General features: G+C 68.6%; 22 protein-coding genes. 8 read left to right on the forward strand and 14 right to left on the reverse strand.

Annotated features, from left to right (window positions below; all coding sequences use genetic code 11):
* Positions 1-275 (forward strand): hypothetical protein (locus EIK80_RS26795; protein WP_233586926.1); only part of this gene is annotated, 275 nt, incomplete at its 5' end.
* A gap of 226 nt (positions 276-501) precedes the next feature.
* Here EIK80_RS26795 and EIK80_RS23920 read toward each other — a convergent pair.
* The 6 genes from EIK80_RS23920 to sdhC all read right to left on the reverse strand — a co-directional run bounded on the left by EIK80_RS23920 (position 502) and on the right by sdhC (position 5,717).
* Positions 502-822 carry a 2Fe-2S iron-sulfur cluster-binding protein gene (locus tag EIK80_RS23920; RefSeq protein ID WP_125159520.1) on the reverse strand — a complete coding sequence of 107 codons (321 nt, stop codon included), beginning with the start codon at positions 820-822 and terminating at the stop codon, positions 502-504.
* A gap of 43 nt (positions 823-865) precedes the next feature.
* Positions 866-2,104: an NAD(P)/FAD-dependent oxidoreductase gene (locus tag EIK80_RS23925; protein ID WP_125159521.1), complete on the reverse strand. Its 1,239-nt coding sequence runs from the start codon at positions 2,102-2,104 to the stop codon at positions 866-868.
* 206 nt (positions 2,105-2,310) lie between these two features.
* Positions 2,311-3,093 (reverse strand): succinate dehydrogenase iron-sulfur subunit, encoded by a 783-nt coding sequence (locus EIK80_RS23930; protein ID WP_125159522.1) that lies wholly within the window; start codon positions 3,091-3,093, stop codon positions 2,311-2,313.
* A 7-nt stretch (positions 3,094-3,100) separates the two neighbouring features.
* Positions 3,101-4,888 (reverse strand): succinate dehydrogenase flavoprotein subunit, encoded by a 1,788-nt coding sequence (gene sdhA, locus EIK80_RS23935; RefSeq protein WP_125159523.1) that lies wholly within the window; start codon positions 4,886-4,888, stop codon positions 3,101-3,103.
* Positions 4,888-5,343 carry a succinate dehydrogenase, hydrophobic membrane anchor protein gene (sdhD, locus tag EIK80_RS23940; RefSeq protein ID WP_199743611.1) on the reverse strand — a complete coding sequence of 152 codons (456 nt, stop codon included), beginning with the start codon at positions 5,341-5,343 and terminating at the stop codon, positions 4,888-4,890. The genes sdhA and sdhD overlap by 1 nt, the downstream gene beginning before the upstream one ends.
* The gene (gene sdhC / locus EIK80_RS23945) at positions 5,310-5,717 is read right to left on the reverse strand and encodes a succinate dehydrogenase, cytochrome b556 subunit (protein WP_125159525.1); all 408 of its coding nucleotides are present in this window, start codon (positions 5,715-5,717) and stop codon (positions 5,310-5,312) included. Before sdhC ends, sdhD begins: the two co-directional genes overlap by 34 nt.
* Positions 5,718-5,896: 179 nt before the next feature.
* Here sdhC and EIK80_RS23950 point away from each other — a divergent pair, with 179 nt between their 5' ends.
* Positions 5,897-7,333 (forward strand): sensor histidine kinase, encoded by a 1,437-nt coding sequence (locus EIK80_RS23950; RefSeq protein WP_125159630.1) that lies wholly within the window; start codon positions 5,897-5,899, stop codon positions 7,331-7,333.
* Here the strand turns inward: EIK80_RS23950 and EIK80_RS23955 are convergent.
* Together EIK80_RS23955 and zapE are read right to left on the reverse strand one after the other, a co-directional pair.
* The gene (locus EIK80_RS23955; RefSeq protein WP_125159526.1) at positions 7,330-7,914 is read right to left on the reverse strand and encodes an NUDIX domain-containing protein; all 585 of its coding nucleotides are present in this window, start codon (positions 7,912-7,914) and stop codon (positions 7,330-7,332) included. The genes EIK80_RS23950 and EIK80_RS23955 overlap by 4 nt on opposite strands.
* A gap of 10 nt (positions 7,915-7,924) precedes the next feature.
* Entirely contained in the window at positions 7,925-9,043 is a 1,119-nt protein-coding gene (zapE, locus tag EIK80_RS23960) for a cell division protein ZapE (RefSeq protein ID WP_125159527.1), read from the reverse strand.
* A gap of 86 nt (positions 9,044-9,129) precedes the next feature.
* On the opposite strand from zapE, the gene tsaE reads away from it, so the two are divergent.
* The 6 genes from tsaE (at position 9,130) to trxA (ending at position 18,286) form a co-directional block, all read left to right on the forward strand.
* The gene (gene tsaE, locus EIK80_RS23965; protein ID WP_125159528.1) at positions 9,130-9,576 is read left to right on the forward strand and encodes a tRNA (adenosine(37)-N6)-threonylcarbamoyltransferase complex ATPase subunit type 1 TsaE; all 447 of its coding nucleotides are present in this window, start codon (positions 9,130-9,132) and stop codon (positions 9,574-9,576) included.
* Entirely contained in the window at positions 9,566-10,657 is a 1,092-nt protein-coding gene (gene amgK / locus EIK80_RS23970) for an N-acetylmuramate/N-acetylglucosamine kinase AmgK (protein WP_125159529.1), read from the forward strand. Before tsaE ends, amgK begins: the two co-directional genes overlap by 11 nt.
* On the forward strand, positions 10,654-11,391 hold the full coding sequence (gene murU / locus EIK80_RS23975; RefSeq protein WP_125159530.1) for an N-acetylmuramate alpha-1-phosphate uridylyltransferase MurU: 738 nt from the start codon (positions 10,654-10,656) through the stop codon (positions 11,389-11,391). Before amgK ends, murU begins: the two co-directional genes overlap by 4 nt.
* Complete coding sequence (gene addB / locus EIK80_RS23980; RefSeq protein WP_125159531.1) at positions 11,388-14,375, forward strand: double-strand break repair protein AddB; 2,988 nt, start codon at positions 11,388-11,390, stop codon at positions 14,373-14,375. Before murU ends, addB begins: the two co-directional genes overlap by 4 nt.
* On the forward strand, positions 14,372-17,833 hold the full coding sequence (addA, locus tag EIK80_RS23985) for a double-strand break repair helicase AddA (protein ID WP_125159532.1): 3,462 nt from the start codon (positions 14,372-14,374) through the stop codon (positions 17,831-17,833). Before addB ends, addA begins: the two co-directional genes overlap by 4 nt.
* A gap of 120 nt (positions 17,834-17,953) precedes the next feature.
* Positions 17,954-18,286 carry a thioredoxin gene (gene trxA / locus EIK80_RS23990; protein WP_125159533.1) on the forward strand — a complete coding sequence of 111 codons (333 nt, stop codon included), beginning with the start codon at positions 17,954-17,956 and terminating at the stop codon, positions 18,284-18,286.
* Positions 18,287-18,353: 67 nt separating this feature from the next.
* Here the strand turns inward: trxA and EIK80_RS23995 are convergent, their stop codons facing one another.
* From EIK80_RS23995 to EIK80_RS24020, 6 genes are all read right to left on the reverse strand, one after another.
* Positions 18,354-18,461 carry a hypothetical protein gene (locus tag EIK80_RS23995; protein ID WP_004617960.1) on the reverse strand — a complete coding sequence of 36 codons (108 nt, stop codon included), beginning with the start codon at positions 18,459-18,461 and terminating at the stop codon, positions 18,354-18,356.
* A gap of 86 nt (positions 18,462-18,547) precedes the next feature.
* Positions 18,548-19,864, reverse strand: coding sequence for a folylpolyglutamate synthase/dihydrofolate synthase family protein (locus EIK80_RS24000; RefSeq protein WP_125159534.1), 1,317 nt, complete (start codon positions 19,862-19,864; stop codon positions 18,548-18,550).
* Positions 19,865-19,872: 8 nt separating this feature from the next.
* On the reverse strand, positions 19,873-20,796 hold the full coding sequence (locus tag EIK80_RS24005; protein WP_125159535.1) for an acetyl-CoA carboxylase carboxyltransferase subunit beta: 924 nt from the start codon (positions 20,794-20,796) through the stop codon (positions 19,873-19,875).
* Between the two features lie 12 nt (positions 20,797-20,808).
* Positions 20,809-21,636: a tryptophan synthase subunit alpha gene (gene trpA, locus EIK80_RS24010; protein WP_125159536.1), complete on the reverse strand. Its 828-nt coding sequence runs from the start codon at positions 21,634-21,636 to the stop codon at positions 20,809-20,811.
* 27 nt (positions 21,637-21,663) lie between these two features.
* Positions 21,664-22,884, reverse strand: a complete 1,221-nt coding sequence (gene trpB / locus EIK80_RS24015) for a tryptophan synthase subunit beta (protein ID WP_199743608.1) — start codon at positions 22,882-22,884, stop codon at positions 21,664-21,666.
* Positions 22,885-22,899: 15 nt separating this feature from the next.
* Entirely contained in the window at positions 22,900-23,568 is a 669-nt protein-coding gene (locus EIK80_RS24020; RefSeq protein WP_125159538.1) for a phosphoribosylanthranilate isomerase, read from the reverse strand.
* Between the last annotated feature and the right edge of the window lie 761 nt (positions 23,569-24,329).

The raw sequence follows: 24,329 nt of genomic DNA on the forward strand, positions 1-24,329 counted from the left end.
GTGTCAAATCGTTTTTTTCAAAACTTTCCGACAAACCCGCCAACCAACCCCAAGGTCACCAGCGGAGCCGGCAGCTTCTAAAGAAACCACCAAATCCAGTCAAGCAATTATTTCGAAGAAACTTCAAAACGATTACTTGTCTAGACCAACATCGCGCCGCTGATTTCTTGCAAAGTCTTGGCGGCGATGTCCGGAGCGGCGCTTCTAAAGAGGCGACACTCCGAAGTCAACCAACTCTTTTCGGCTATTTCAAACTCCGGAAACCCGGGGAGTGAAGAGACAAAAGAAGGATCCCTGGGCCGCCGTGGCCGCCCTTGCGGATCCGTCATCGAGTCGATTGGAGCGCGGTGTTTAGCGAAGCGTCTGAACCGATGCAACTCCCTTTCGGGGGTCGCGTCGTCCGGTCGCGATGCCGTTCCGAGCGAGGCGGTGATCTAGTCCTCCCTCGGACGACTGGCAAGCCCCTCGCGACAATATAACGTCGATCTTTTGACGCCGTGATTAATGCTGGCTTTCCGGCAGCCGCACGATCAGGCCGTCCAGCGCGTCGCTGACCTTGATCTGGCAAGACAGGCGGCTGTTGGGTTCGACGTTCTCGGCGAAATCCAGCATCGACTCTTCCATGGCCGACTTGTCGCCGGTCTTATCGAGCCAGGCCGGGTCGACATAGACGTGGCAGGTGGCGCAGGCGCAGGCCCCGCCGCAGTCGGCGTCGATGCCCGGTACGTTGTTCTTCACGGCGCCTTCCATGACGGTCAGGCCCGACTTCACGTCCAGGACATGTTCGGCGCCGTCGTGTTCGATGTAGGTGATCTTGGCCATCTGTTTCCCGTTACCCCTGGAAGGCTGTCTCTATCAGGGCGGCCTAAGCCGCCACCTCTTTCATGGACACCGATGTATCGGCGAGCTTGTCGGCGCTCACCGGCGTGCGTTTGGCGATCAACTGCTTGCCCGCCATGAATTCAGGCGGCGCGTTGACCGCCTCGACGGCCTGCAGCAGGTCGCCCTTCAGATGGAAGACCGCGAACTTGGCGGCGGCGACGTCGCCGCGCACCACCTGGCGGTCGGCCTCGAACGGCAGGCCGGCGATCTGCAGCTTCAGATCATATTGGTCGGACCAGAACCACGGCGCCTCGGGCGCGGGACCCGGACGTCCGAGAATCGCCGAAGCGGCCTGCTTGGCCTGCTCCAGGGCGTTGGGGACGGACTCCAGGCGGAACTGACGCTCATAGAGCGGGAGCGGACGATGGGTGACGTCGCCAATCGCGAAGATCGACGGATCCTCGGTTCGCGCCTCCAGGTCGACGACCACGCCATTGGCCGTCGCCAGGCCCGCATCCTTGGCCAGCTCGTCATTGGGGACCGCGCCGACGCCGACGAGGGCGACATCGCAGGCGACCACGCGGCCATCCGAGAACTTCACGCCGGTGACTTGGCCATTCTCGCCCTCGAAGCCGGCGACACCGGCGTTCAGCTCGAACACGACGCCATGCTTGCTGTGATAGTCCTGGAAGAAGAGCGACAGGGTCTCGCAGGCGACTCTCGCCAGGACCCGGTTTTCACGCTCGACAACCATGGCGTGGCTGCCCAGCGCCCGGGCCGAGGCGGCCGCCTCCAGACCGACATAGCCGCCGCCGATCACGGCCAGGCGCTTGCCCGGCCCCAGGGCGTGCTTGAGTCGTTCGGCGTCCGCGGCCGTGCGCAGGGACAGGACGCTGGCAAGGTCAGAGCCCGGAATCGGCAGCTCACGGGCGCGAGCGCCGGTGGCCAGGATCAGGAAGTCGTAGGCGATGACCTCTCCCGAAGCGAGGGTCACCGTCTTTTCGGAGCGGTTGATCCGCTCGGCCACGCCTTCGAGGCGCAGAGACACGTTGTTCTCCGCGTACCATTCGGCCGGCTTCAGCGAGAGCGAGTCGGCGTCGGCCTCGCCCTTCAGCCAGGCTTTCGAGAGCGGCGGGCGCTGATAGGGCAACAGCGGCTCGTCGCCGATCAGGACGATCCGGCCCTCGTGCCCATACTGACGCAGGAACGCGGCGGCCGAACCACCCGCGTGACCCGCGCCGACGATCACGACGCATGCGTTCTGATTGACGTTAGCGTTCAACGACGCCCTCCCTTTCGTCAAAAATGACGCCGGCGTCACCTATTGGCAAGCGCCTTCGACAGAGGCGGATATAGAGCGCGTCAGAGAAAGTGTCTGCGGTTTCGCGCCCGGACGCGCTCCCCATACAAAAAAGAGCCTACTAATGCAGGCTCTATGGGGCGGCTCGTTTCCGAAGCCGCCCCATTCTTGTCTTCTCAAGGAGCCCGTCAGACGACGCGCTCGACCATCATCTTCTTGATTTCGGCGATGGCCTTGGCCGGGTTCAGACCCTTCGGGCAGACCTGGGCGCAGTTCATGATCGTATGGCAACGATAGAGCTTGAAGGGGTCCTCGAGCTGGTCGAGACGGTCGCCGGTCGCCTCGTCGCGGCTGTCGATCAGCCAGCGATAGGCGTGCAGCAGGGCCGCCGGGCCCAGATACTTGTCCCCGTTCCACCAGTAGCTGGGGCACGAGGTAGAGCAGCAGGCGCACAGGATGCATTCATAGAGGCCGTCGAGCTTCTCGCGGTCTTCCGGCGACTGCTTCCATTCGGCCTGCGGCTCGGGCGTATCGGTGTGGAGCCAGGGCTCGACCGAGGCGTATTGGGCGTAGAACAGAGTCAGGTCCGGGATCAGGTCCTTGACCACCGGCATGTGCGGCAGCGGGCTGATCTGCACGGCCTTGCCCGGCACCTCGGCCCAGCCGTGGGTGCAGGCCAGGGTGTTGCGGCCGCCGATGTTCATCGAGCAAGAGCCGCAGACGCCTTCCCGGCACGACCGACGGAAGGCCAGGGTCGGGTCGATGGTGTTCTTGATATACAGCAGGGCGTCCAGGACCATCGGGCCCACGGTGTCGACGTCAACGTCGTAGGTGTCCCAACGCGGATTGCCGCCCGCTTCCGGGTCGTAGCGGTAGATCTTGAAGGTCTTAACCTTCTTGGCGCCGGCCGGCGCGGGCCAGTGCTTGCCCGACTTGACCTGCGAGTTCTTGGGGAGTGCGAGTTCGACCATCGTACCCTCAGTAGACCCGTTGCTTCGGCGGGATGTAGGCAATGTCGTCCGACATCGTGTAGCTGTGCACCGGACGGTAATCGATCTTCACCTTGCCGGTCTCGACATCGAGCCAGGCCAGGGTGTGCTTCATCCATTCGGCGTCGTCGCGGCTCGAGAAGTCCTCGCGGGCGTGGGCGCCGCGGCTTTCGGTGCGGTTGACCGCGCCGGCCACGGTCACGACCGCTTGGCCGATCAGGTTGTCGAACTCCAGGGTCTCCATCAGGTCGGTGTTCCACACCAGACCGCGATCGCTGACCTTGATGTCCTTGGCCTTGTCCCAGACCGTCGCCAGGCGCTGAGCGCCGCCGACCAGGGTTTCGCCCGTGCGGAACACCGCGGCGTCTTCCTGCATGGCCTTCTGCATCTCGAGACGCAGGGCGGCCGTGCCTTGGGTCCCGCTGGCGTTGCGATAGCGGTCAAAGCGGGCCAGGTGGCCGTCGGTCCAGGCGTCCTTCAGTTCCGGCTGCTTGGCGCCGGGGGTCAGGACCTCGGCGCAGCGCAGGGCCGCGGCGCGACCGAAGACCACCAGGTCGATCAGCGAGTTGGAGCCCAGGCGGTTGGCGCCGTGGACCGACACGCAGGCGGCCTCGCCCACGGCCATCAGGCCCGGGATCACCTGGTCGGGATTGTCGCCCGACTTGGTGACGACCTCGCCGTGATAGTTCGTCGGGATGCCGCCCATGTTGTAGTGGACGGTCGGCAGCACCGGGATCGGAGCCTTGGTGACGTCGACGCCGGCGAAGACCTTGGCGGTCTCGGAGATGCCGGGCAGACGCTCGTGCAGGATCTTCGGATCCAGGTGATCCAGGTGCAGGAAGATGTGGTCCTTGTTCGGGCCCACGCCGCGCCCCTCGCGGATCTCGATGGTCATCGCGCGGCTGACCATGTCGCGCGGCGCGAGGTCCTTCACCGACGGGGCGTAGCGCTCCATGAAGCGCTCGCCTTCCGAATTGGTCAGATAGCCGCCCTCGCCGCGCGCGCCTTCCGTGATCAGGCAACCGGCGCCGTAGATGCCGGTGGGGTGGAACTGCACGAATTCCATGTCCTGCAGCGGCAGGCCGGCGCGCAGCGCCATGGCGTTGCCGTCGCCCGTGCAGGTGTGGGCCGAGGTAGCCGAGAAGTAGGCGCGGCCATAGCCGCCCGTGGCCAGGATCACCGTCTGGGCCTGGAAGCGGTGCAGGGTGCCGTCATCGAGCTTCCACGCCGTCACGCCGCGGCAGACGCCGTCGTCCATGATCAGGTCGAGGGCGAAGTACTCGATGAAGAACTCGGTGTCGTGGGCCAGGGACTGGCCGTACATCGTGTGCAGCATGGCGTGACCGGTGCGGTCGGCCGCCGCGCAGGTGCGCTGGATCGGGCCTTCGCCGTAGTTCTTGGTCATGCCGCCGAAGGCGCGCTGATAGATCTTGCCGTCGGCCGTGCGCGAGAAGGGCACGCCCCAGTGCTCGAGCTCATAGACCGCCGCCGGCGCGTTGCGGGTCAGATACTCGATGGCGTCCTGGTCGCCCAGCCAATCCGATCCCTTGACGGTGTCGAACATGTGCCAGCGCCAGTCGTCCTGCCCCATGTTGCCCAGCGAGGCCGAGATGCCGCCCTGCGCCGCCACGGTGTGGCTGCGGGTCGGGAACACCTTGGTGACGCAGGCGGTCTTCAAACCGGCTTGTGCAGCGCCGAGGGCGGCGCGGAGACCCGAACCGCCGGCGCCGACGACGACGACGTCGAACTTGTGGTCGATGAACTTGTAGGCCGACATCAATGGGCTCCGGTCACGGTCAGGGCCACCTTGAGGATCGAGAAGACCCCCACGGCGCCGGCCAGCACGCAGACGAACAGATTGCCGATCACCAGGGCCGACTTGCTCGTGAAGCGGTGGATGTAGTCTTCGATCACCACCTGGACCGCGTTCGAGAGATGGATCAGGGCGGAGATCAGCAGCAGGCTCAGCAGCACCGCGTTGACCGGCTGGCCGACCCAGGCGGCGGCGGTGTGCTGGTCGGCGCCGACCAGCTTCAGGGCGGCGAACACGCCCCAGACGCTCAGCGGCGCCAGGGCCAGACCCGAGACGCGCTCTGTAATGAAATGGCTCACGCCGTGGCGCGAGGCGCCCAGGCCGCGAGCGCGCGACAGCGGCGTACGGAACTGGATGGGCTGGAAGATGTCGTTCTTGCTCATGATCAGAACGCTCCGTTCGCGCCGGCGATGACCCAGGTGACGATCGTCGCCACCACCGCGAAGGCGATCGCCATGGCGCCCGTCATGTCGGCGATACGCGGGGCGAACCCCTTGCCGGTGTCCCAGAAGGTCTGGCGGATCGTGTAGGCGATGTTGAAGAACACGGCGAAGGTTTCGCCCAGCAGCACCAGCTTGCCGATCGGCGAGCCCAGTACGCCGAGCAGGCCGGCATAAACGTCCGGGCCGGCGGCCAGGGCGGCGGCCCAGGCGGCCAGGATCACGGCGCCGACCCACAGGCCGACGATACAGCCGCGGTGGAGGATCGAGCAGGCCATGGTGATATGCCAACGCCACACCTGCAGGTGTGGCGACATCGGGCGCTCAGGCAGCCCCCGGCTCGTGTCGGTCATGAGAGGTCCAACCCCAGTAGCCTTTGTGCGTTGCGGGATGCTTTTAAGCGTGAGGGCGGGGGTGTCAATTAAAGCGACGCCTGTTGAGAAACGTTCTCAGTACCGCTCCAGCTTGGTTAAGGAACTCCCAAGGCCAAGGTTGCGTTACGGTCTGTCGCTTAGGGGAGCAAGGCGTGCGCATGACGGGTCCGATCGATTTCGGCGCGATCTTTGATCGCATCCCTTCGCCCTACATGCTGCTCGACCGTGACTTTCGGTATGTGGCCGCCAACGCCGCCTATCTGCGCACCGTGCAACGCGGGTGGGGCGAACTGGAACATCGCAACATCTTCGACGCCTTTCCCTCGGAAGGCGAGACGCGAGCCCAGCTCGAAACCTCCCTGGCCCACGCCCGTGACCGGGGCGAGGTGACCGAACTGCCGCTGATCCATTACGCGATCGAAAGACCGGCCCACTTGGGCGGCGGCTTCGAGGATCGGATCTGGAGCGCCACCCATACGCCGATCCCCGATGAAGCCGGCGTTACCCGCTACATCCTGCAACACACCCAGGACGTCACCGCGATCCAGCGCCTCAAGGACGCGGCCTTTGGCTCGCGGTCGGCGACCATGCTGGGCGACGAAGTGCTCCGGCGGGCCCAGACCGTGCAGACCCAGAGCCGGCAACTTCGCAGCCTGTTCATGCAGGCCCCCAGCTTCATGGCCGTGCTTCGCGGTCCCGATCACGTCTTTGACCTCGCCAACAACGCGTACACCCAGCTGATCGGCCACCGCGAGGTTACCGGCCTGCCGGTGCGAACCGCTCTTCCGGAGATCGTAGACCAGGGCTTCATCAATCTTCTGGATCGGGTCTTGGCGACCCGCGAGGCGTTCGTGGGCCGGCGCGTGAAGATCGCCTTGCAGCGCAACGCCGGGGCGGCGCTGGAAGAGCGCTATCTCGACTTCGTCTATCAGCCGATCATCGAGGCGGACGGGACGGCCTCGGGCGTCTTCGTCGAAGGCGTGGACATGACGGATCAGGTCCAGGCGGACAACCGCCAGCGCCTGCTGCTCGACGAGCTGAACCATCGCGTAAAGAACACGCTGGCCACGGTCCAGGCCATCGCCCAGCAGACCCTGCGCGGCGCAACGACGCCCGAGACCTTCGCCGCCGCGTTCGAGGCTCGGCTGCTGGCCCTGTCCCAGACGCATAACGCCCTGACCGACAGCCAGTGGGCCGGAGCGGGTCTGCGCCAGATTCTGATCCAGGAGCTCGGACCCTATGGCTCGGAGCGCATTGTCATGGACGGCCCGGACGTTCACCTGCCGGCGCGCGTGGCCCTTTCGCTGGGCATGGTCTTCCACGAGCTGGCCACCAACGCCGCCAAGTACGGGGCTCTTTCGATGGGAGGCCGGCTGCTGCTGGATTGGAACCTGACCGGCGGCGGCGAAGTGCTGAGCTTCGAATGGCGAGAGACCGGCGGCCCACCGGCCAAACACCCCGAGCGTCGGGGCTTCGGCTCCCGGCTGATCGAGCGCAGCATCACCGGCGAGCTTCAGGGTGAGATCGAGGCCGACTATGGCGAGACCGGACTGGTGACCCGATTCAGCGTGCCGCTGGCCCGGGATTTCGGCTAGGCGCGGAACACCGTCAGGGCCAGATGCTGCAGCAGCATGATGGTCTTGGCGTCGCGGATGCGGCCATCGGCGATCATCGCCAGGGCCTCGTCTATGGTCGGCTCCAGCACCTCGATGTCCTCGCCCTCGTCCGGGTGCCCGCCGCCGTCGCCGATCCGCATGGCCGCATCATACTCGGCGACGAAGAAGTGCAGGATCTCGGTCACCGAGCCCGGACTCATGAAGGCCTCGAACACCTTACGCACGTCGCCCAGGCGGTAACCCAGCTCCTCCTCGACCTCGGCGCGGATGCGAACCTCCGGCTCGGCGTTGTCCAGAAGACCAGCCGCCGCCTCGATCAGCAGGTCGTCATAGCCATTGACGAAGGCGGGCCATCGGAACTGCCGGACCAGCAGCACCGTCCGGCTTTCCAGATTGTAGGGCAACAACACCGCCCCATTGCCCCTGTCGTAGTGCTCGCGATGCTGGGTTTGCCAGGTCCCGTCCCGCCGCTTCCAGTCGAAGGTGGTCGTCTTCAGGACGTACCAATTGTCGGACAGCAGCTTGGTCTCGCGGACGCGGACACGATCCTTGACGCTCATCGCCTTCTCCCTAGTCCCGCACCCGCGCCACATAGTCGGCCGAGCGCATTTCCTGCAGGCGCGAGACCGTGCGCTCGAACTCGAAGGATCCGTCGCCTTCGGGATAAAGCTGTTCCGGCTCGGCGTCGGCCAGGGCCACCAGCTTGGCGTCGGCTTCGTAGAGTGCGTCGATCAGCGTGTTGAACCGCTTGGCCGCGTCACGCCGGGCGGGGGTCAGGCGTGGCACGTCTTCCAGGAAGATGGTGTGGAACCGCTCGGCGACGGCCAGGTAATCTTGCGGCCCCAGGGCTTGCTGGCACAGGCTGGCGAAGGATGAGCGCAGCATCCCGCCGGCGGCGCGGGGCAGGCGCATCTTGCGGCCCAGCACTTCCAGCGTCGCGCCGGTCTCGGGCGCGCCATCCAGCATCTCGGACCACAGCCGCTCGAACTCGGCCTGGCTTTCCTTGTCGTTCGGCGCCAGCCAGGTGCGGGCCGCGCGCAGACGATCCAGTCGGAAGTCGACCGGCCCGCGCACGGCCACGACGTCCATGGCGCTCTTCAGCATGTCGATGAAGGGGACGAAGAGCTGGCGGTTGAGACCGTCCTTGTAGAGGTCGTCCGGCGGCCGGTTCGAGGTGGCCACGAGGGTGACGCCGCGCGCGAACAGGGCCTCGAACAGGCGACCCAGGATCATGGCGTCGGCGATGTCGGTGACCTGCAGTTCATCGAAGCACAGCAGGCGGGCGCGCGTGGCGATCAACTCGGCGGTCGGGGCGATCGGATCGTCGCCCTTGGACTGGCCGAAGCGCGCCTTGCGCGCCGCGGCGTCGCCCTTGCGCCAGGCGTCGATGTCGGCATGGACCTCGGCCATGAAGGCGTGGAAGTGGATGCGGCGTTTCTTGCCGATCGGCGCGCTGTCGAAGAACAGGTCCATCAGCATGGACTTCCCGCGCCCGACCGGTCCCCACAGATAGACGCCGCGCTGGCTCTTGGGTTTGCGGCCGAACAGCGAAAACCCGGGCTCGCCAGCGTTGTCGAGATCGGCCTCCAGCCGCGACAGGGCGTCGACGGCCGCGGCCTGGGCCACGTCGGGCCGGATCTCGCCCTGAGCCAGGCGCTCGCGATAGGCGGTGCGAAGAGAAGTCGGCATCGGGACTGCGGTTAGCGCGTGAGCGGCGCGGGGGGAAGGGCCTTGCGCCTCTCAACATCAAGGGAGCGAAGCGCTATGGGAGGGGAATGAATATCCTCCACTTGCCCGACGAGGCCGCCACCCAGGCCTTGGGCCGAACGCTGGCCGCGTCCCTGCGCCCGGGCGACGCCGTGTGCCTGACCGGTCCTCTGGGCGCGGGGAAGTCGACCCTGGCCCGGGCCCTCATCAGGGCCCTGACGACGCCGGACGAGGAGGTGCCCAGCCCGACCTTTACCCTGGTGCAGTTCTACGAGACACCGGCCTTCCCGCTGGCGCACTTCGACCTCTACCGCCTGTCCGACCCCGACGAGGCCTACGAGATCGGGCTGGACGAGGCCCTGGACGGCGGCGTCGCCCTGATCGAATGGCCGCAACGGCTCGAAGGGCGTTTGCCCGCGACTCGGCTCGATATAGACATCGCCCTCGACGGCGACGCACGGCGCGCCGTCATCACACGGCACGGCGATTTCGAGGGGCGTGATCTTGAGTTCTGAGCGCGAGACGGCGAAGGCCGCGTTCCTAGAAACCCACGGCTTCGGCGACGTCCGCCGAGAGAACCTGGGCGGCGACGCCTCGACCCGGTCGTATGAACGGTTGCACCGGAATGGCGGCGCCAGCTTCATCTTCATGGACCAGCCGCCGGCGCTGGAAAGCGTCGTCTGTCCGCCGGGCGCGACCGAGGCCGAGCGCCTGGCCTTGGGCTACAACGCCGCCGCGCGCCTGGCCGCCGGCTCGGTCGCCGCCTTCGTCGCCACCGCCGACTATCTGCGCCAGCGCAGCCTCTCGGCGCCGCGCATCTTCGCCTATGACGTCGCCCAGGGCTTGGCGGTGCTGGAAGACCTGGGCGACGGCCTCTACGCCACCCTGATCGCGGAAGGCCAGGACGAGCGCCCGCTCTACGAGGCCGCCGTCGATCTGCAGGTGGCCCTGCACGTCGAGACGCCGCCGGACGTTCTGGCCGTCGACGACGTCCGCTGGCCGCTGCTGACCTACGACACCCTGGCCCTGAAATACGCTACCGACACCTTCCTGGAATGGTGGCCGCAGTTCGCCGGCATCCCGGCCTTCAGCCCCGAAGCCGTAAACGCATGGGACGCGCTGTGGGCGCCCGTCTGGGTGCGCGGCGAGGCCGGGGCCAGCGTCTTCAGCCACCGCGACTATCACGCCCAGAACCTGCTGTGGCTGCCCGAGCGCGACGGCGTCGCCCGCGTCGGCCTGCTGGACTTCCAGGACGCCCTGCGCGCCCACCCCGCCTGGGACCTGACCCACCTGCTGCAGGACGCCCGCCGCGACGTGTCGCCGGAATTGGAGGCGGCCATGCTGGACCGCTATCTCGCCGCCCGACCGAGCGTCGATCGCGAGGCCTTTATCGCAGACTATCGCGCCCTGGCCGCGTCGAACGCCGCCCGCATCCTGGGCCGGGTCTTCGCCCGCCAGGCCCTGCTGGGCCGCCGCCAGTACGAGGCCTTCATGCCGCGCACCTGGCGCTACCTGGAGCGGAACCTGAGCGATCCGGCGATGAGCGATCTCAAGGCCTGGTTCGATCGCTACGTTCCCGCCGAGGCCCGCCGATGAGCGGCCCCAAGGTCGCGATGGTGCTGGCCGCCGGCCTCGGCACCCGCATGCGCCCGCTGACCAACGACCGGCCCAAGGCCCTGGTCGAGGTCGCCGGCAAGGCGCTGATCGACCACATGCTGGATCGCCTGGCCGCCGCCGGGGTCGAAACGGCCGTGGTCAATGTCCACTATTTCGCCGACCTCGTGGAAGCCCACCTGAAGGCTCGCGAGGCCAAGGGTCTTGGTCCGCGCATCGTCATCTCCGATGAGCGCGCCCAGGCCCTGGAGACGGGCGGCGGCGTCAAGCACGCCCTGCCGCTGCTCGGCGAGGATCCGGTCTTCGTGGCCAATATCGATTCGATCTGGATCGAGCACGGCGGCGCGGCCGTCGACGCCGTGGCCGCCGCCTGGAATCCCGAGACCATGGACGTCTGCCTGATGCTGGCCTCGACTAGCGGTTCACTCGGCTTCCACGATAGCGGCGACGTGTTCCTCGAAGACGGCGTCGTGCGCTTCAAGGATCCCGGCGAGATCGCGCCGCTGGTCTATGTCGGCGTCCATATCTGCAAGCCGGCGATCACCGCCGATGGCCCCGAGGGTCCGTTCTCATTGCTGCCGCTGTGGAAACGCCTGGCCGCCGACCACCGCGTCCACGGCGTCGCGCCCGACGGCCTCTGGATGCACGTCGGCGATCCCGACGCCAGGCTGGCGGCCGAAGCCAGGCTCTCCCAGGGCGATTTGGCCGAACGATGAGCGGACCGGCCCCCTTCTTCGAAAGACCGGGGCCGCGCTGGTTCTCGATCCCCGCCCATCGGCCGTTCGTCGACGACCTGGCGCGCGGCCTGCTGAACACGCTGGAACCGCTGGGCCCCGAGGCCCTGCCCCGCGCCATCGTCCTGACCCCGACCCGTCGCGGCGCCCGCGCCCTGGCCGACGCCTTCCTGGCGGTCGGCGGCGGTCGGGCGCTGTTGCTGCCGCAGATCCGGCCGCTGGGCGACCTCGATGAAGGCGAGCCGCCCTTCGAACCCGGGGAACTGTCCCTCGACTTCCCGCCCGCAATCTCGTCGCGCCGTCGTCGGTTCGAGCTGGCGCGGCTGGTCGTCGACCACGGCGACAAGCTGTCGTTCAAGCCTGGCCCGGTCCAGGCTCTGGAACTGGCCAAGGCCCTGTCGGACTTCCTCGACAGTTGCCAGATCGAGGAGGTCCCGTTCGCCGACAAGCTGGACGGCCTTGCCGAGGGCGACCTGGCCCAGCACTGGCAGGTCTCGGCCCGCTTCCTGAAAGGCGTGCTGACCGCCTGGCCGAAGCGCCTGGAAGCTCTGGGCCTGATCGACGTCGCCGAACGCCGGGTGAAGCTGCTGCGGGCCCTGGAAAAGCAGTGGGCCGAGAACCCGCCGGCCGGGGTTCTGGTCGCCGCCGGCTCGACCGGCACGGCGCCGGCGACCGCCGATCTGCTGCGCGTCATCGCCGCCGCCCCGAAGGGCGCCGTGGTGCTGCCAGGCCTCGACGAGGACCTGGCCGACAGCGCCTGGACCCAGATCGAGGGCTCCCAGGGCGAGCAGCATCCGCAAGGCGCGATGAAGCGCCTGCTGGACCGCGCTGGCGTCGCGCGTTCGGATGTCCGCGCCTGGGTTCCCGATGTCGACAGTCGCGGCCGCTGGCGGCGGCGGATCGTCAACGAGGCCCTGCGTCCAGCCGAGGCCACCGCCGACTGGCTGGCCCAGATCGCCGCCCTGCGCGCCGAGGCCCCGGACCTCGACCCCGTCGCCGAGGGCCTGACCGGCTTCTCGGTCATCGCCGCCCGCGCCGAGGAAGAGGCCGCCGGGGCCTGCGCCTTGCTGCTGCGCGAGGCGCTGGAGACGCCGGACAAGACCGCGGCCCTGGTCACGCCCGACCAGACCCTGGCTCGCCGGGTGATGACCCGCCTGCAGCGTTGGGGCGTGATCCCCGACAGCTCGGCCGGTGCACCGCTGGCCGCCGCCGGCTCGGCGATCCTGGCCCTGCATCTTGCGCGTCTGGTCGAGGAACCGTTGGATCCCGTCCGCCTGCTGGCCTTCGCCAAACATCCGCTGGTGCTGGGCGAAGACGAAACGCCGGCCGCCGCCGTGCTCGAACGCAAGGGACTGCGCGGCGCCGCGCCCGGCTCGAAGGCCGTACTACGCGCCCGGCTGAGCGACGCGCCCGACGCGCTCGCGCTCTGCGACCGTGTGCTGGCGGCCATCGACCATGCCGCCAGCCCCTATGCCAACGGCTTCGCGCCGCCCTGCCGCGCCGCCCAGGCCCTGGTCGAGGCGCTGGAAGGCCTGATCGCGCCACACCGCCTTTGGGCCGGCGGCGCGGGCGAATGCCTGGGAACCCTGATGGCGGCCCTGATCCAAGACGGCGAGCCCCTGCCCGACGCCTCGCCCCAGGCCTTCGCCGACATCCTCGACCGACTGGTCAACGAGGAGACCGTCCGCGTCGGCGGCGCCACCCATCCGCGCCTGCGCATCCTGGGCGCCATCGAGGCCCGCCTGGTCCGCGCCGACCGCCTTGTGCTGGCGGGGCTGGAGGAGGGCGTCTGGCCGCAGGGGGCGCCGATCGATCCGTTCCTGTCGCGCCCCATGCGGAGCCGGCTCGGCCTGCCGCCGCCAGAACGCAAGATCGGCCTGACGGCCCACGACTTCGCCCAGGCCGCCAGCGCGCCGGACGTGGTGCTGGTCCACTGCGAGCGACGCGGCGGCGCGCCGGCCGTCGAGTCCCGCTGGCTGTGGCGCCTGAAGACCCTGGCCGCCGGCGCGGGGCTCGCCCTGCCCCGTCGCGACGACGTACTGGACTGGGTGCGCGCCCTGGACGCGCCTGATCCTTACGCGCCGATCGGCCGCCCGGCCCCGACGCCGCCGGTCGAGGACCGTCCGCGCAGGATGGCCGTCACCCGGATCGAGGCCCTGACCCGCGACCCCTACGCCGTCTGGGCCCGCGACATTCTCAAGCTCTATCCGCTGGAGCGCCCCGACGAGCCGGTCGAGGCCCGCGCCCGCGGCACCGCCATCCACGCGGCGTTCGAGACATTCGCCGAGACCTATCCCGACGCCGTGCCGGTCGAGGCCGCCGGCGTGTTCGAGCGCCTCTACATCGACGCCCTGATCAAGGCCGGCATGCCACCGACCGCCCTGGCCCGCGAAAGGGCCCTGGCTCGCGAGGCCGCCCTGTGGGTCGCCGACTGGGAGCGCCATCGCCGCACCACGGCCCGCAAGGTCGTGGTCGAGGCGGCGGGCGAACTGTCGCTGTCGATCAATGGCCGCCCCTTCACCCTGACCGCCAAGGCCGACCGAATCGAGCCGACCGCCGATGGGACCGCCCACATTCTCGACTACAAGACTGGCGCCGCCCCGTCGCAGAAGCAGGTCGACACCGGCTTCTCGCCGCAGCTGACCCTGACGGCGGCGATCCTGATGCACGGCGGCTTCCCGGACCTGGGCAAGCCGACGCCCGGTGACCTGACCTATGTCCGCGTCACGGGCCGTCGCCCCGCGGGCGAGGAGCAGGTCCGCGCTCTGGCCGGCGAGGAAAGCGCCGCCGCCGCGACCAAGGCGCTGGACGGCCTCTCGACCCTGATCGCCCGTTATGACGATCCGGACGAGCCCTACCGCTCACGGGTCGCCCCGCAGTTCGTCAAGGAGCATCCCGGCGACTATGCCCACCTGGCGCGGGTGTTCGAATGGTCGACCAGCGGCGACGACGGGGATGGCGAATGAGCGCGCCCGATCATCAGCGCATCGCCGCCGATCCGACGATCTCGGCCTTCGTCACGGCCAATGCCGGTTCGGGCAAGACCAAGACCCTGATCGACCGGGTCGCGCGCCTGCTGCTGGCCGGGGTCGAGCCGCAGGCGATCCTGTGCGTGACCTACACCAAGGCCGCCGCCGCCGAGATGCAGCGCCGCCTGTTCGAGCGCCTGGGCAAATGGTCGGTGACCAGCGACGCCGATCTGCGGGCCGAGCTGATCAAGCTCGTGGGCGAAACGGACGCCGCTTACGACGCCAAGGGCCTGTCGGACGCGCGCGCCCTGTTCGCCAAGGCGCTGGAGACTCCGGGCGGCCTGAAAATCCAGACGATCCACGCCTTCTGCGAAAAGCTGCTGCGGCGCTTCCCTCTGGAGGCCGGTGTCTCGCCCGGCTTCACGGTGATGGACGATCAGGCGGGCGCCGCCATCGCCCGCGCCGCCCGCCGCGCCACGGCCCAATGGGTCGATACGCACGAAGACGCCTTCTCGGAGGCCTATGCCCGCTTCTCGGTGGCGCTCGACTTTCAGAGCTTCGAGAACATGTTCGCCGGCTTCGAGGCGCGGCGCGGGCAGGTCATGGACTATGTCCGGCGCTGCGGCGGCCTTTCCGAAGCGGTCGCCGACGCCTGGACGCGCTGCGGCTTCGACGATCCGACCTCGGCCGCGGACCTCGCCGCCCAGGCGATGGCGCGGCTTGACCTCGGCGTCTGGCGCGCCGCCGCGACCGTGCTGTTCGACGGCGGCGGCAAGCAGGACGCCAAGTATGCCGAAGCCCTGGCCGCCGTGGCCCGCGACCCGGACGCCACGCTGGAGCTTGCCCTCCGCGCCCTGTTCACCGAGGGCGGCGAAGGCGCGCCGGCGACCTGGCCCGGAAAAACGTCGGGCCTGAAGAGCCGCGAGGACCTTCGGGAGGCCCTGCTGCTGGACCAGGCCAAGCTGGAGGCCGCCCGCGAACGGGTGCGCGCCGCCAAGGTGGCCGAGGACACCGCCGACGCCCTGCGGCTGGCGGTGCTCTATGTGGAGTCCCACCGCATCGAAAAGGACGCCCGGGGCGCGCTGGACTTCACCGACCTGATCGACAAGACCCGCGTGCTGCTGACCGAAAAGGTCGAGGCCGCCTGGGTGCTCTACAAGCTGGACGGCGGCATCGACCACATCCTGCTCGACGAGGCCCAGGACACCGCCCCGGAGCAGTGGGAAATCCTCAGAGCCCTGACCGCCGACTTCTTCGTGGGCGAGACCTCCGAGGGCTGGAGCGGCCGCCGGGCCGAGCGGACCCTGTTCGTGGTCGGCGATCACAAGCAATCAATTTACTCGTTCCAAGGTGCGGATCCCGCGCGCTTTGGAGCAGAAACCCGAGGTTACATCGCCCGGATAGCTGAGGCTGGCCGGGAAGGAGTGGGCGTCCGTCTAGCGAAATCGTACCGTTCGACGGCCCAGGTCCTGGCTTATGTCGACAGTCTTTTTTCAGTGGAGGAGAACCGCGTCGGGCTCATGCCTGAAGGAGGAGACCTTGAGCCCCATGAGCCTACTCGACGCGAGCCAGGCTGCGTGGACCTCTGGCCTCTAACGCGCGAGTCCCCGGGCGAAGAGCGTGAAGCTTGGGAGGCGCCTGTCGACGCCGAGAGCGAGCAGAGTGCCAACCGCCGCCTCGCTGAGAAAATCGCTGCCGAGGCTGCCGCGATTATCCATCGGGGTGACGCTGTCTTTGACAAGGACCTTCGTATCAGTCGCGCCGCCCATGCCGGCGATATCCTTGTCCTCGTCCGCCGCCGCAAGGTGCTGTTCGAGGAGATCATCCGGGCCTTGAAGCGACGCGGCGTGCCGGTGGCCGGGGCCGACCGGCTGTCGCTGTCCAGCCACATCGCCTTCGAGGATCTGCTGGCGCTCGGGCGATTCATCCTGTTCCCGGATGACGACCTGACCCTGGCGGCCCTGCTGAAGTCGCCGTTCTGCGGCCTCTCCGACGAAGACGTCTACGCCCTGGCCAAGGGCCGCCGGGCCGCCCTGTGGGCCGAACTGCGCCGCCGGGCCGATGAGCGCCCGGAATGGACCACGGCGCGGACGGTGCTGGACTGGGCGCTGACCGAGGGGCGCAGGCGCCAGCCATTCGAGTTCTTCGCCGGCTGGCTGGGCCTGGCCGACGCCAGCGGCCGCTCGCACCGCGCCAAGGTCCTGACGCGCCTCGGGGCGGAAGCCGAGGAAGCGCTCGACGAGTTCCTGGCCCAGGTGATGGAGGCCGAGCAGCGCGGCGTCCGCGACCTGGAAGCCCTGGTCGCCGACTTCGCGGCGCTCGACATCGTGGTCAAGCGCGAGATGGAAGGCGCCCGGCGCGAAGTGCGGGTGATGACCGCTCACGGGTCCAAAGGCCTGGAGGCGCCGATCGTCTTCCTGCCCGAGACGACGGTAAAGCGCGGAGCCGGGGGCTCGCCGCTGCTGGTCACCGAGGACGGCGGCCTGCTGTGGTGCGCCAGCGGCAAGGGCGACTGCGACGCCTCGGCAAGGGCCCGCAAGCTCCGCGAGGACAAGGAGAGCCAGGAGGCCCTTCGCCTGCTGTACGTGGCCCTGACCCGGGCCCGGGACCGGTTGATCCTGTGTGGCCGTATCGACGCCCGGACCAAGGACGACAAGGTCGGCGGCTGGTACGCCGCCGCTCGCGCCGCCTTCGGCCACGCCGATATCGCCCCTGAAGTGCGGACGATGGGCGAGGGAGAGACCGCCTTCCTGCGCTACGGTCCCGATCCGGTCAGCGCGCCGCGCATCGAGGAGACCGTGCGCGACCCGGCGGGGGCGCCGGCCTGGATCAAGGTCGAAGCCCCGCCCGAGCCCGCCGCAGCCCGCTACGCCGCGCCGTCGCGGATCGAGGACAACGCCCGTGTCCCGGCTCCCTCGCCGCTGGCCAAGGTCTCGGGCCTGGGCCGCTACAGACGGGGCGAGATCGTCCACAAACTGCTGCAGCTGCTGCCGGAGGTCGCGCCGGACCAACGCTCCACCGCCGCCCGACGCCTGCTGGCCGCCGAGCGCGACCTGACCGACGAACAGCGCCAGGAGATGGCGGAGGCCGCCTTCGGCGTGCTGGACGATGCGCGCTTCGCCGCCGTGTTCGGCCCCGGCTCTCGCGCCGAGGTCGCCCTGGCCGGAACCAGCGCTCACTTGCCCAAGGGCCTCGCCGTCTCGGGCCGTGTGGACCGGCTGGTGGTCGACGAAGGCCGGGTGCTGGTGGTGGACTACAAGACCAATCGTCCCTCGCCTGACCAGATCGAGGACGCCGACCCGGCCTATCTGGCCCAGATGGCGGTCTATGCCGCCGTGCTGCGCGAGGTGTTCCCAGGACGGACCGTCGAAGCGGCCTTGGTCTGGACGGACGGCCCCAAACTGATGCCGGTTCCAGAAAAGGTGATGGCCCAGGCTCTGGCCCGCCTGACCTAATCCCGTTGCCGGACGGCCAACGTCCTCCTACATCTTTCGCAAGCGACCGGAACGAATCCGGGCACATTGACCTTATCGCGTCCTCCGCGCCGAACGCGTGACGCCAGACTGGAGCAAGCCATGAGCACCGTTGTGGTGACCGACGCCACCTTCGAATCCGACGTCCTGAAGGCCGGCAAGCCCGTGCTGGTCGACTTCTGGGCCGAATGGTGCGGTCCCTGTAAGCAGATCGCTCCGGCCCTGGAGCAGATCTCCGAAGAGCTGGCCGACGTGGTCACCGTCGCCAAGGTCAATATCGAGGACAGCCCGACGACGCCGTCGCGCTATGGCGTTCGCGGCATTCCGACCATGATGCTGTTCCGCGATGGCCAGATGACCTCGATGAAGGTCGGCGCCATGCCCAAGCAGAAGATCCTGGAATGGCTGAACGAGGCCGGCGTTCAACCGGTCTAGACGGCTTTCAGGCCTTGAATTGAAGACGCCCGCTCCGGTTTCCGGGGCGGGCGTTTTTCGTGTCGGCCTACTTCTTGGGCGTCACGATGAACGGCGAGACCGAGACCGGCGGGGCCTTCTTCTCGGCCTTCGGTTTGCGGATTTCCTTGTTTGATTTCTTCTGACCCTTGGCCATCGGCGGTTCCTGCCAGGACGGGTGCGCTCGCCGAGGATGTCCAGCGGGCCGCGCCGCCCTATCGGCGTGGGCTCAGCCTTACGCGTTTAGGTCGGCCAAGTCTCTGGGCTCATCGCCAGCACCTCGCCCGCGAGGTAGAGCGAGCCGCAGATCAGAACGTGGGGCGTCGGCTCCAGGTCGAGCGCCCGCTCCAGGGCGTCTTCGACCGAAGCGCAGGCGCGGGCTCGCAAGCCGGCCAGCTCGGCGGCGGCGGCCGTATCGGCGGCGCTGGCGGCGGCGCGGCCTTCGAAGGTGACGGTGAAGACCTTGGCCGCCACGCCCCGGAACGGGCCGAAGAAGCCGGGCGCGTCCTTGTTGGCCAGCAGGCCCGAGATCAGCGCCACCGGCCGGCCGTCGCGGGCGGCCAGATCGGCGACGGCGCGGGAGACGGCGCGGCCAGCGTGGGGATTGTGGCCGCCGTCCAGCCAGAGATCGGCGCCGGCCGCCCTGGCGCGCTCGGCCAGCGGGCCGGCGGTCAGGCGCTGGAAGCGAGCCGGCCAGACCGCGCCGGCGATCCCGCGCCCCATGGCGGCTTCGTCGATGCGCGGATCGGCCAGGGCCAGCAGGGCGGCGACGGCCAGGCCGGCATTGGCGAACTGGTGCTCGCCGGGCAGCGAGGGCGCCGGCAGGTCCAGAAGACGGTCCTGCATCTGGACCAGCAGCCGGCCCCGCTCGTTCCAGGCGTCGAAATCGCGGCCCATCAGGGTCAGTTCGACGCCGGCCAGGGCGGCCGTGGTCTCCAGCACGTCCTCGGCTTCGCCATGCTGGCGGGCCGAGACGGCCGGCGCGTCCGGCTTGATGATCCCCGCCTTTTCGACGGCGATCTTGGCGATGGTGTCGCCCAGGAACTCGCGATGGTCGATGTCCACCGGGGCGATGACGCAGACCGCCGGCCTCTGGATGACGTTGGTGGCGTCCAGGATGCCGCCGAGGCCGACCTCGACGATGCACAGATCGGCCGGGACCTCGGCGAAGGCGACGAAGGCCGCCGCCGTGGTGATCTCGAAGAAGGTGATCGGGAGGCCGGCGTTGGCCGCCTCGACGCGGTCGAGCACATCGGCCAGGTGGTCGTCGGTGATCAGGGCTCCCGCCAGGCGGATCCGTTCGGCGAAACGGACCAGATGCGGCGAGGTGAAGACGTGGACCTTGAGGCCCGCCGCCTCGGCCATGGCCCGGAGGTAGGCGACCGTCGAGCCCTTGCCGTTGGTGCCGGCCACGTGGATCACCGGCGGCAGGCGGTCCTGGGGATCGCCCAGCGCCGCGCACAGCCGCCGCATCCGGTCCAGCGACAGGTCGATCAGCTTGGGATGCAGCGCCTGCAGCCGCGCCAGGGCGGCGTCGTGAGCGCGGAGGTGGTCGCTCACAAGGAGACTCAGGCCGCCTTGCGGTTGCGGCCCATCATCAGGGTGCCCAGGATCGAACCCAGCACCTGCGGCAGGTCCTTGCGGTGGGTGACGCGGTCGACCATGCCCTTCTCGACCAGATATTCCGAGCGCTGGAAGCCCGGCGGCAGGGTCTCGCGGATGGTCTGCTCGATGACGCGCGGACCGGCGAAGCCGATCAGGGCGCCCGGCTCGGCCAGGTGGATGTCGCCGAGCATGGCGTAGGAGGCGGTGACGCCGCCGGTGGTCGGGTCGGTGAGGACCACGACATAGGGCAGGGCCGCGTCCTTCAGCTCGTTGATCGCCAGGGTCGTGCGGGCCATCTGCATCAGCGACAGCGCGCCTTCCTGCATCCGCGCGCCGCCAGCGGCGGTGAAGGCGATCATCGGCACTTCACGCTCGAGCGCGGCCTTGGCGGCGGCGATGAAGCCCTCGCCCGCGGCCATGCCCAGCGAGCCGCCCATGAAGGCGAAGTCCTGGACCAGCACCACGGCGTCGACGCCGGCGACCTTGCCATAGCCGATGGCCATGGCGTCGGGCTCGCCGGTGGCCTTGCGGGCCGCGGCGAGGCGATCCTTGTAGGGCTTGCCGTCCGAGAAATGCAGCGGATCCTCGGCGACCGACGGGGTCGGCAGGGCCTCGTACTGGCCGTCGTCGAAGGTGAACTTGAAGCGGGCTTCGGGCCCGATCCGCATGTGGCGACCGGCCGGGGTGACCCACAGGGCCGCCTCCAGGTCGGAGCGGAAGATCATCTCGCCCGTGTCGGGGCACTTGACCCAGAGGTTCTCGGGCGTCTCGCGCTTGGCGAACGCGCCGCGCACGCCCGGCGCGATCCGCGACAGCCAGCCGCCTCGGCGGTCCGTCGCCACTTTCTTGTCGCCCTTTTTCGGGTCCTGGGGTTCAGCCATAGCCATAGCCTTAGAGCCTCACTTCGTCCCGACTCGCGCCGAACGCACAGCCTTAGCCAGCTCCGACGCCTTGAGAAGAACCTTCTCGGTCACGTTTTCGTTCAACTTGGCCGCCGACTCGATTTCGTCGACGAGCGCCGAGCCCACCACGGCCGCGTCGGCCACGCGGGCGACGGCGGCGGCCTGCTCGGGCGTGCGGATGCCGAAGCCCACCGCGACCGGCAGGCCAGAGGCCTTGCGCAGGCGCTCGACGGCGGGCGCGACATCGGCGGCGTCGGCCGACTTCACGCCGGTCACGCCGGCGACCGAGACGTAATACACAAAGCCCGAGGTGCGGCGAATCACGGCCGGCAGGCGCTTGTCGTCGGTGGTCGGCGAGGCCAGGCGGATCAGCGCCAGCCCCTCGGCTTCCAGGGCGTCCGACAGAGGGTCAGCCTCTTCCGGCGGGCAGTCGACGACGATCAGGCCGTCGACGCCAGCGTCATGGGCCTGTTTGGCGAAGGTTTCGAAGCCGCGGTTCACCAGCGGGTTCAGATAGCCCATCAGGATGACCGGCGTGTCCTGGTCGCCCTCGCGGAAGGCGCGGACGATGTCCAGCGTCCCGTTCAGGGTCATTTTCCGGGCCAGGGCGCGCTGGCTGGCGCGCTGGATGGTCGGGCCCTCGGCCATCGGGTCCGAGAATGGAAAGCCCAGCTCGATGATGTCGGCGCCGGCGGCCGGCAGGCCCCTGACGATCTCGAGCGCGGTCGCCGCGTCCGGATCCCCGGCCATCACATAGGCCACGAAAGCGGCGCGGCCCTCGGCCTTCAGCGCCGCGAAACGGCGGTCGATGCGGTCTTTGGTCAAGTGGTCTGTACCCTAGATCGCCATGGCCTAGATGGTGCGCCCGAGCGCGTCGGCCACGGTGAAGATGTCCTTGTCGCCCCGGCCCGACAGGCAGAGCACGATCACGCCGCCCTCGCCGATCTCCCTGGCCAGCTGCGGCAGCTTGGCGATCGCGTGGGCGCTTTCCAGGGCCGGGATGATGCCTTCGAGCTCGGCGCACAGCTGGAAGGCCTTCAGGGCCTCGTCATCGGTGCAGGTCAGGTACTGGGCCCGGCCGATGTCGTGCAGGAACGAGTGCTCGGGACCGATGCCCGGATAGTCCAGGCCCGCCGAGATCGAGTGGGCGTCCAGGATCTGGCCGTCCTCGTCCTGCAGCAGATAGGTCTTGTTGCCATGCAGCACGCCCGGGCGTCCGCCGGTCAGGGACGCGGCGTGCTTGTCGGTCTCCAGGCCGTGGCCCGAGGCCTCGACGCCATAGATCTTGACGCTCTCGTCGGCCAGGAACGGGTGGAACATGCCGATGGCGTTCGAACCGCCGCCGACGCAGGCGACCACCGCGTCGGGCAGACGGCCTTCCATCTCCTGGATCTGCTCCCGGGTCTCGGTCCCGATCACCGCCTGGAAATCCCGGACCATGGCCGGATAGGGGTGCGGGCCGGCGGCGGTGCCGATCATGTAATAGGTGTCGTCGACATTGGTGACCCAGTCGCGCATCGCCTCGTTCATGGCGTCCTTGAGGGTCGCCGCGCCCGAGGTCACCGGACGGACTTCGGCGCCCAGCAGGTTCATGCGGAAGACGTTGGGCTTCTGACGGGCGACGTCGACCGCGCCCATATAGACCACGCAGGGCAGGCCGAAGCGGGCCGTGACGGTGGCGCTGGCCACGCCGTGCTGGCCCGCGCCGGTCTCGGCGATGATCCGGGTCTTGCCCATGCGCTGGGCCAGCAGGATCTGGCCCATGCAGTTGTTGATCTTGTGCGCGCCGGTGTGGTTCAGCTCCTCGCGCTTGAAGTAGATCTTCGCGCCGCCGAGATGCCTGGAGAGGCGCTCGGCGAAATAGAGCGGGCTGGGCCGGCCGACATAGTGCGTCAGATAGCCCTTGAGCTCGCTCTGGAAGCTCGGATCGTTCTTGGCTTCCGTGTAGGCGCGGTCCAGCTCCAGCACGAGCGGCATCAGCGTCTCGGCCACATAGAGGCCGCCGTAGTCGCCGAAGCGGCCCTTGGCGTCGGGATAGGCCGACCAATCGTTGGGCTTGGAAGGGGCGTTCACAGGCTCATCCAACAGCTAGACGCGTTTGACGGCGTCGAGGAACGCCGTGATCAGAGCCGGGTCCTTTAGGCCCGGACCGCGCTCCACGCCAGAGGAAACGTCCGCCAGGGGCGCGCCGGAGACCCGGATTGCGTCCGTCACGTTCCACGGATCGAGGCCGCCAGCCAGGAAATGCGGGCGGGAAAAGCGCTTGCCGTCCAGCAGTCCCCAGTCGAAACGGGCTCCGGTGCCGCCGGGCAGGGTTGAGCCTTCCACCGGCTTGGCGTCGAACATCAGGTGCTCGACGACGCCGTCGAAAGCCCTGGCCTGGTCGACATCGGCCGAAGACGACACCGAGAAGGCCTTGATGACGCCGACACCGGTCCGGGCGGCGATCTCGCGGACCCGCGCGGGCGTCTCCTTGCCGTGAACCTGGATCAGGTCAGGGCGCATCGTGGCCATCAGGCGGTCGATCAGGGCGTCGTCGGGATCGACGGTGACGGCGACCGTCTTCACGCCGCGACCGCGCCACATTTCGCTTTTGGCCGGCTCGACCAGCCGCGCGGCGGTCTCGGGCGCGAGGTTGCGCGGGCTCTTGTCGAAGAAGACGAACCCCAGGAACGCCGCCCCCCCGTCGAAGGCGGCCTTCACCGTCTCGGGCGTCGACAGTCCGCAGATCTTGGCCCCAGGGGCGGAAATGCTCATCGAGCGGGAGTTACGTCCGGGGAAGGAAAGAGGCAAGCCCAGGGATTCTGATGGCAGCCCCTTCCCCTGGATGGGGGAAGGAACGTGTTTCAGCGTCCTCGCGCCTGAGCGGCTGCGAGTTTGGGTGGGGAGGCGACGGAGCGGCCGGGCGAACCCGGGGACCGTGAGGTTTGTTTTGTTTCGGCTCGCTGACCGCTCCGCCAGGCTGTTCTTGCCCGTGAGGTCGGGAGGCGTGAGCGTTGTCTGCTCGGGTCCCCGTTTACCCCCGGACGGGCGCGGACCAAGTCGATCGGCTACATCCGTCTCGACCCCGACGATCCACGATAGGCGGCTTGTACGATCACCGCCCTGTCGCTCCGCTGATGGCTTTGGCCCCGAAGACCGCCCGTTCGCCAGCCGATCCGCCTAAAGAGTACGGACGGGGCGACTTTCGAGCCTCCGGGAACCGCCAGCGGCCCCGCTCAACCTACCCCCGCCGCCGTATTGGGCCGGATCCAAACGCCCTCCCCCGCGACGGGGATGGCTTTGATTGTGCAGGCGGATTCAACGCGGATCATTCAGGGGCGCGTAAAATCGACAAGCCATTGATTTCGCGGGGTTCAGCTTCGCGAACACCGGGGATACAGCCCTCTCAATCCCCTCTCTCTTAGAGAGAGGGATTTAGGGGCAAGGGCCGGCCGGCGTCCGCAAGGGGTGGACGCCGGCCGGAGGGCTTACGCGTCGGCATACGCTCGCCGACCCTACCAAGATGGGGGCGCGGG

This window comes from Caulobacter sp. 602-1, from assembly GCF_003931565.1.
In the GTDB taxonomy this organism is placed as follows: domain Bacteria; phylum Pseudomonadota; class Alphaproteobacteria; order Caulobacterales; family Caulobacteraceae; genus Caulobacter.

Excerpts from the sequence above, each read along its gene's own strand:
- EIK80_RS23950 (WP_125159630.1), top strand. The coding sequence starts at position 5,897 with ATGACGGGTCCGATCGATTTCGGCGCGATCTTTGATCGCATCCCTTCG.
- EIK80_RS24005 (WP_125159535.1), bottom strand. The coding sequence starts at position 20,796 with ATGGCTATGGCTGAACCCCAGGACCCGAAAAAGGGCGACAAGAAAGTG.
- addB (WP_125159531.1), top strand. The coding sequence starts at position 11,388 with ATGAGCGGACCGGCCCCCTTCTTCGAAAGACCGGGGCCGCGCTGGTTC.
- sdhC (WP_125159525.1), bottom strand. The coding sequence starts at position 5,717 with ATGACCGACACGAGCCGGGGGCTGCCTGAGCGCCCGATGTCGCCACAC.
- EIK80_RS23930 (WP_125159522.1), bottom strand. The coding sequence starts at position 3,093 with ATGGTCGAACTCGCACTCCCCAAGAACTCGCAGGTCAAGTCGGGCAAG.
- EIK80_RS24020 (WP_125159538.1), bottom strand. The coding sequence starts at position 23,568 with ATGAGCATTTCCGCCCCTGGGGCCAAGATCTGCGGACTGTCGACGCCC.
- tsaE (WP_125159528.1), top strand. The coding sequence starts at position 9,130 with ATGAATATCCTCCACTTGCCCGACGAGGCCGCCACCCAGGCCTTGGGC.
- zapE (WP_125159527.1), bottom strand. The coding sequence starts at position 9,043 with ATGCCGACTTCTCTTCGCACCGCCTATCGCGAGCGCCTGGCTCAGGGC.
- trxA (WP_125159533.1), top strand. The coding sequence starts at position 17,954 with ATGAGCACCGTTGTGGTGACCGACGCCACCTTCGAATCCGACGTCCTG.
- EIK80_RS23920 (WP_125159520.1), bottom strand. The coding sequence starts at position 822 with ATGGCCAAGATCACCTACATCGAACACGACGGCGCCGAACATGTCCTG.
- EIK80_RS23955 (WP_125159526.1), bottom strand. The coding sequence starts at position 7,914 with ATGAGCGTCAAGGATCGTGTCCGCGTCCGCGAGACCAAGCTGCTGTCC.
- addA (WP_125159532.1), top strand. The coding sequence starts at position 14,372 with ATGAGCGCGCCCGATCATCAGCGCATCGCCGCCGATCCGACGATCTCG.
- EIK80_RS23995 (WP_004617960.1), bottom strand. The coding sequence starts at position 18,461 with ATGGCCAAGGGTCAGAAGAAATCAAACAAGGAAATCCGCAAACCGAAG.
- murU (WP_125159530.1), top strand. The coding sequence starts at position 10,654 with ATGAGCGGCCCCAAGGTCGCGATGGTGCTGGCCGCCGGCCTCGGCACC.
- sdhA (WP_125159523.1), bottom strand. The coding sequence starts at position 4,888 with ATGTCGGCCTACAAGTTCATCGACCACAAGTTCGACGTCGTCGTCGTC.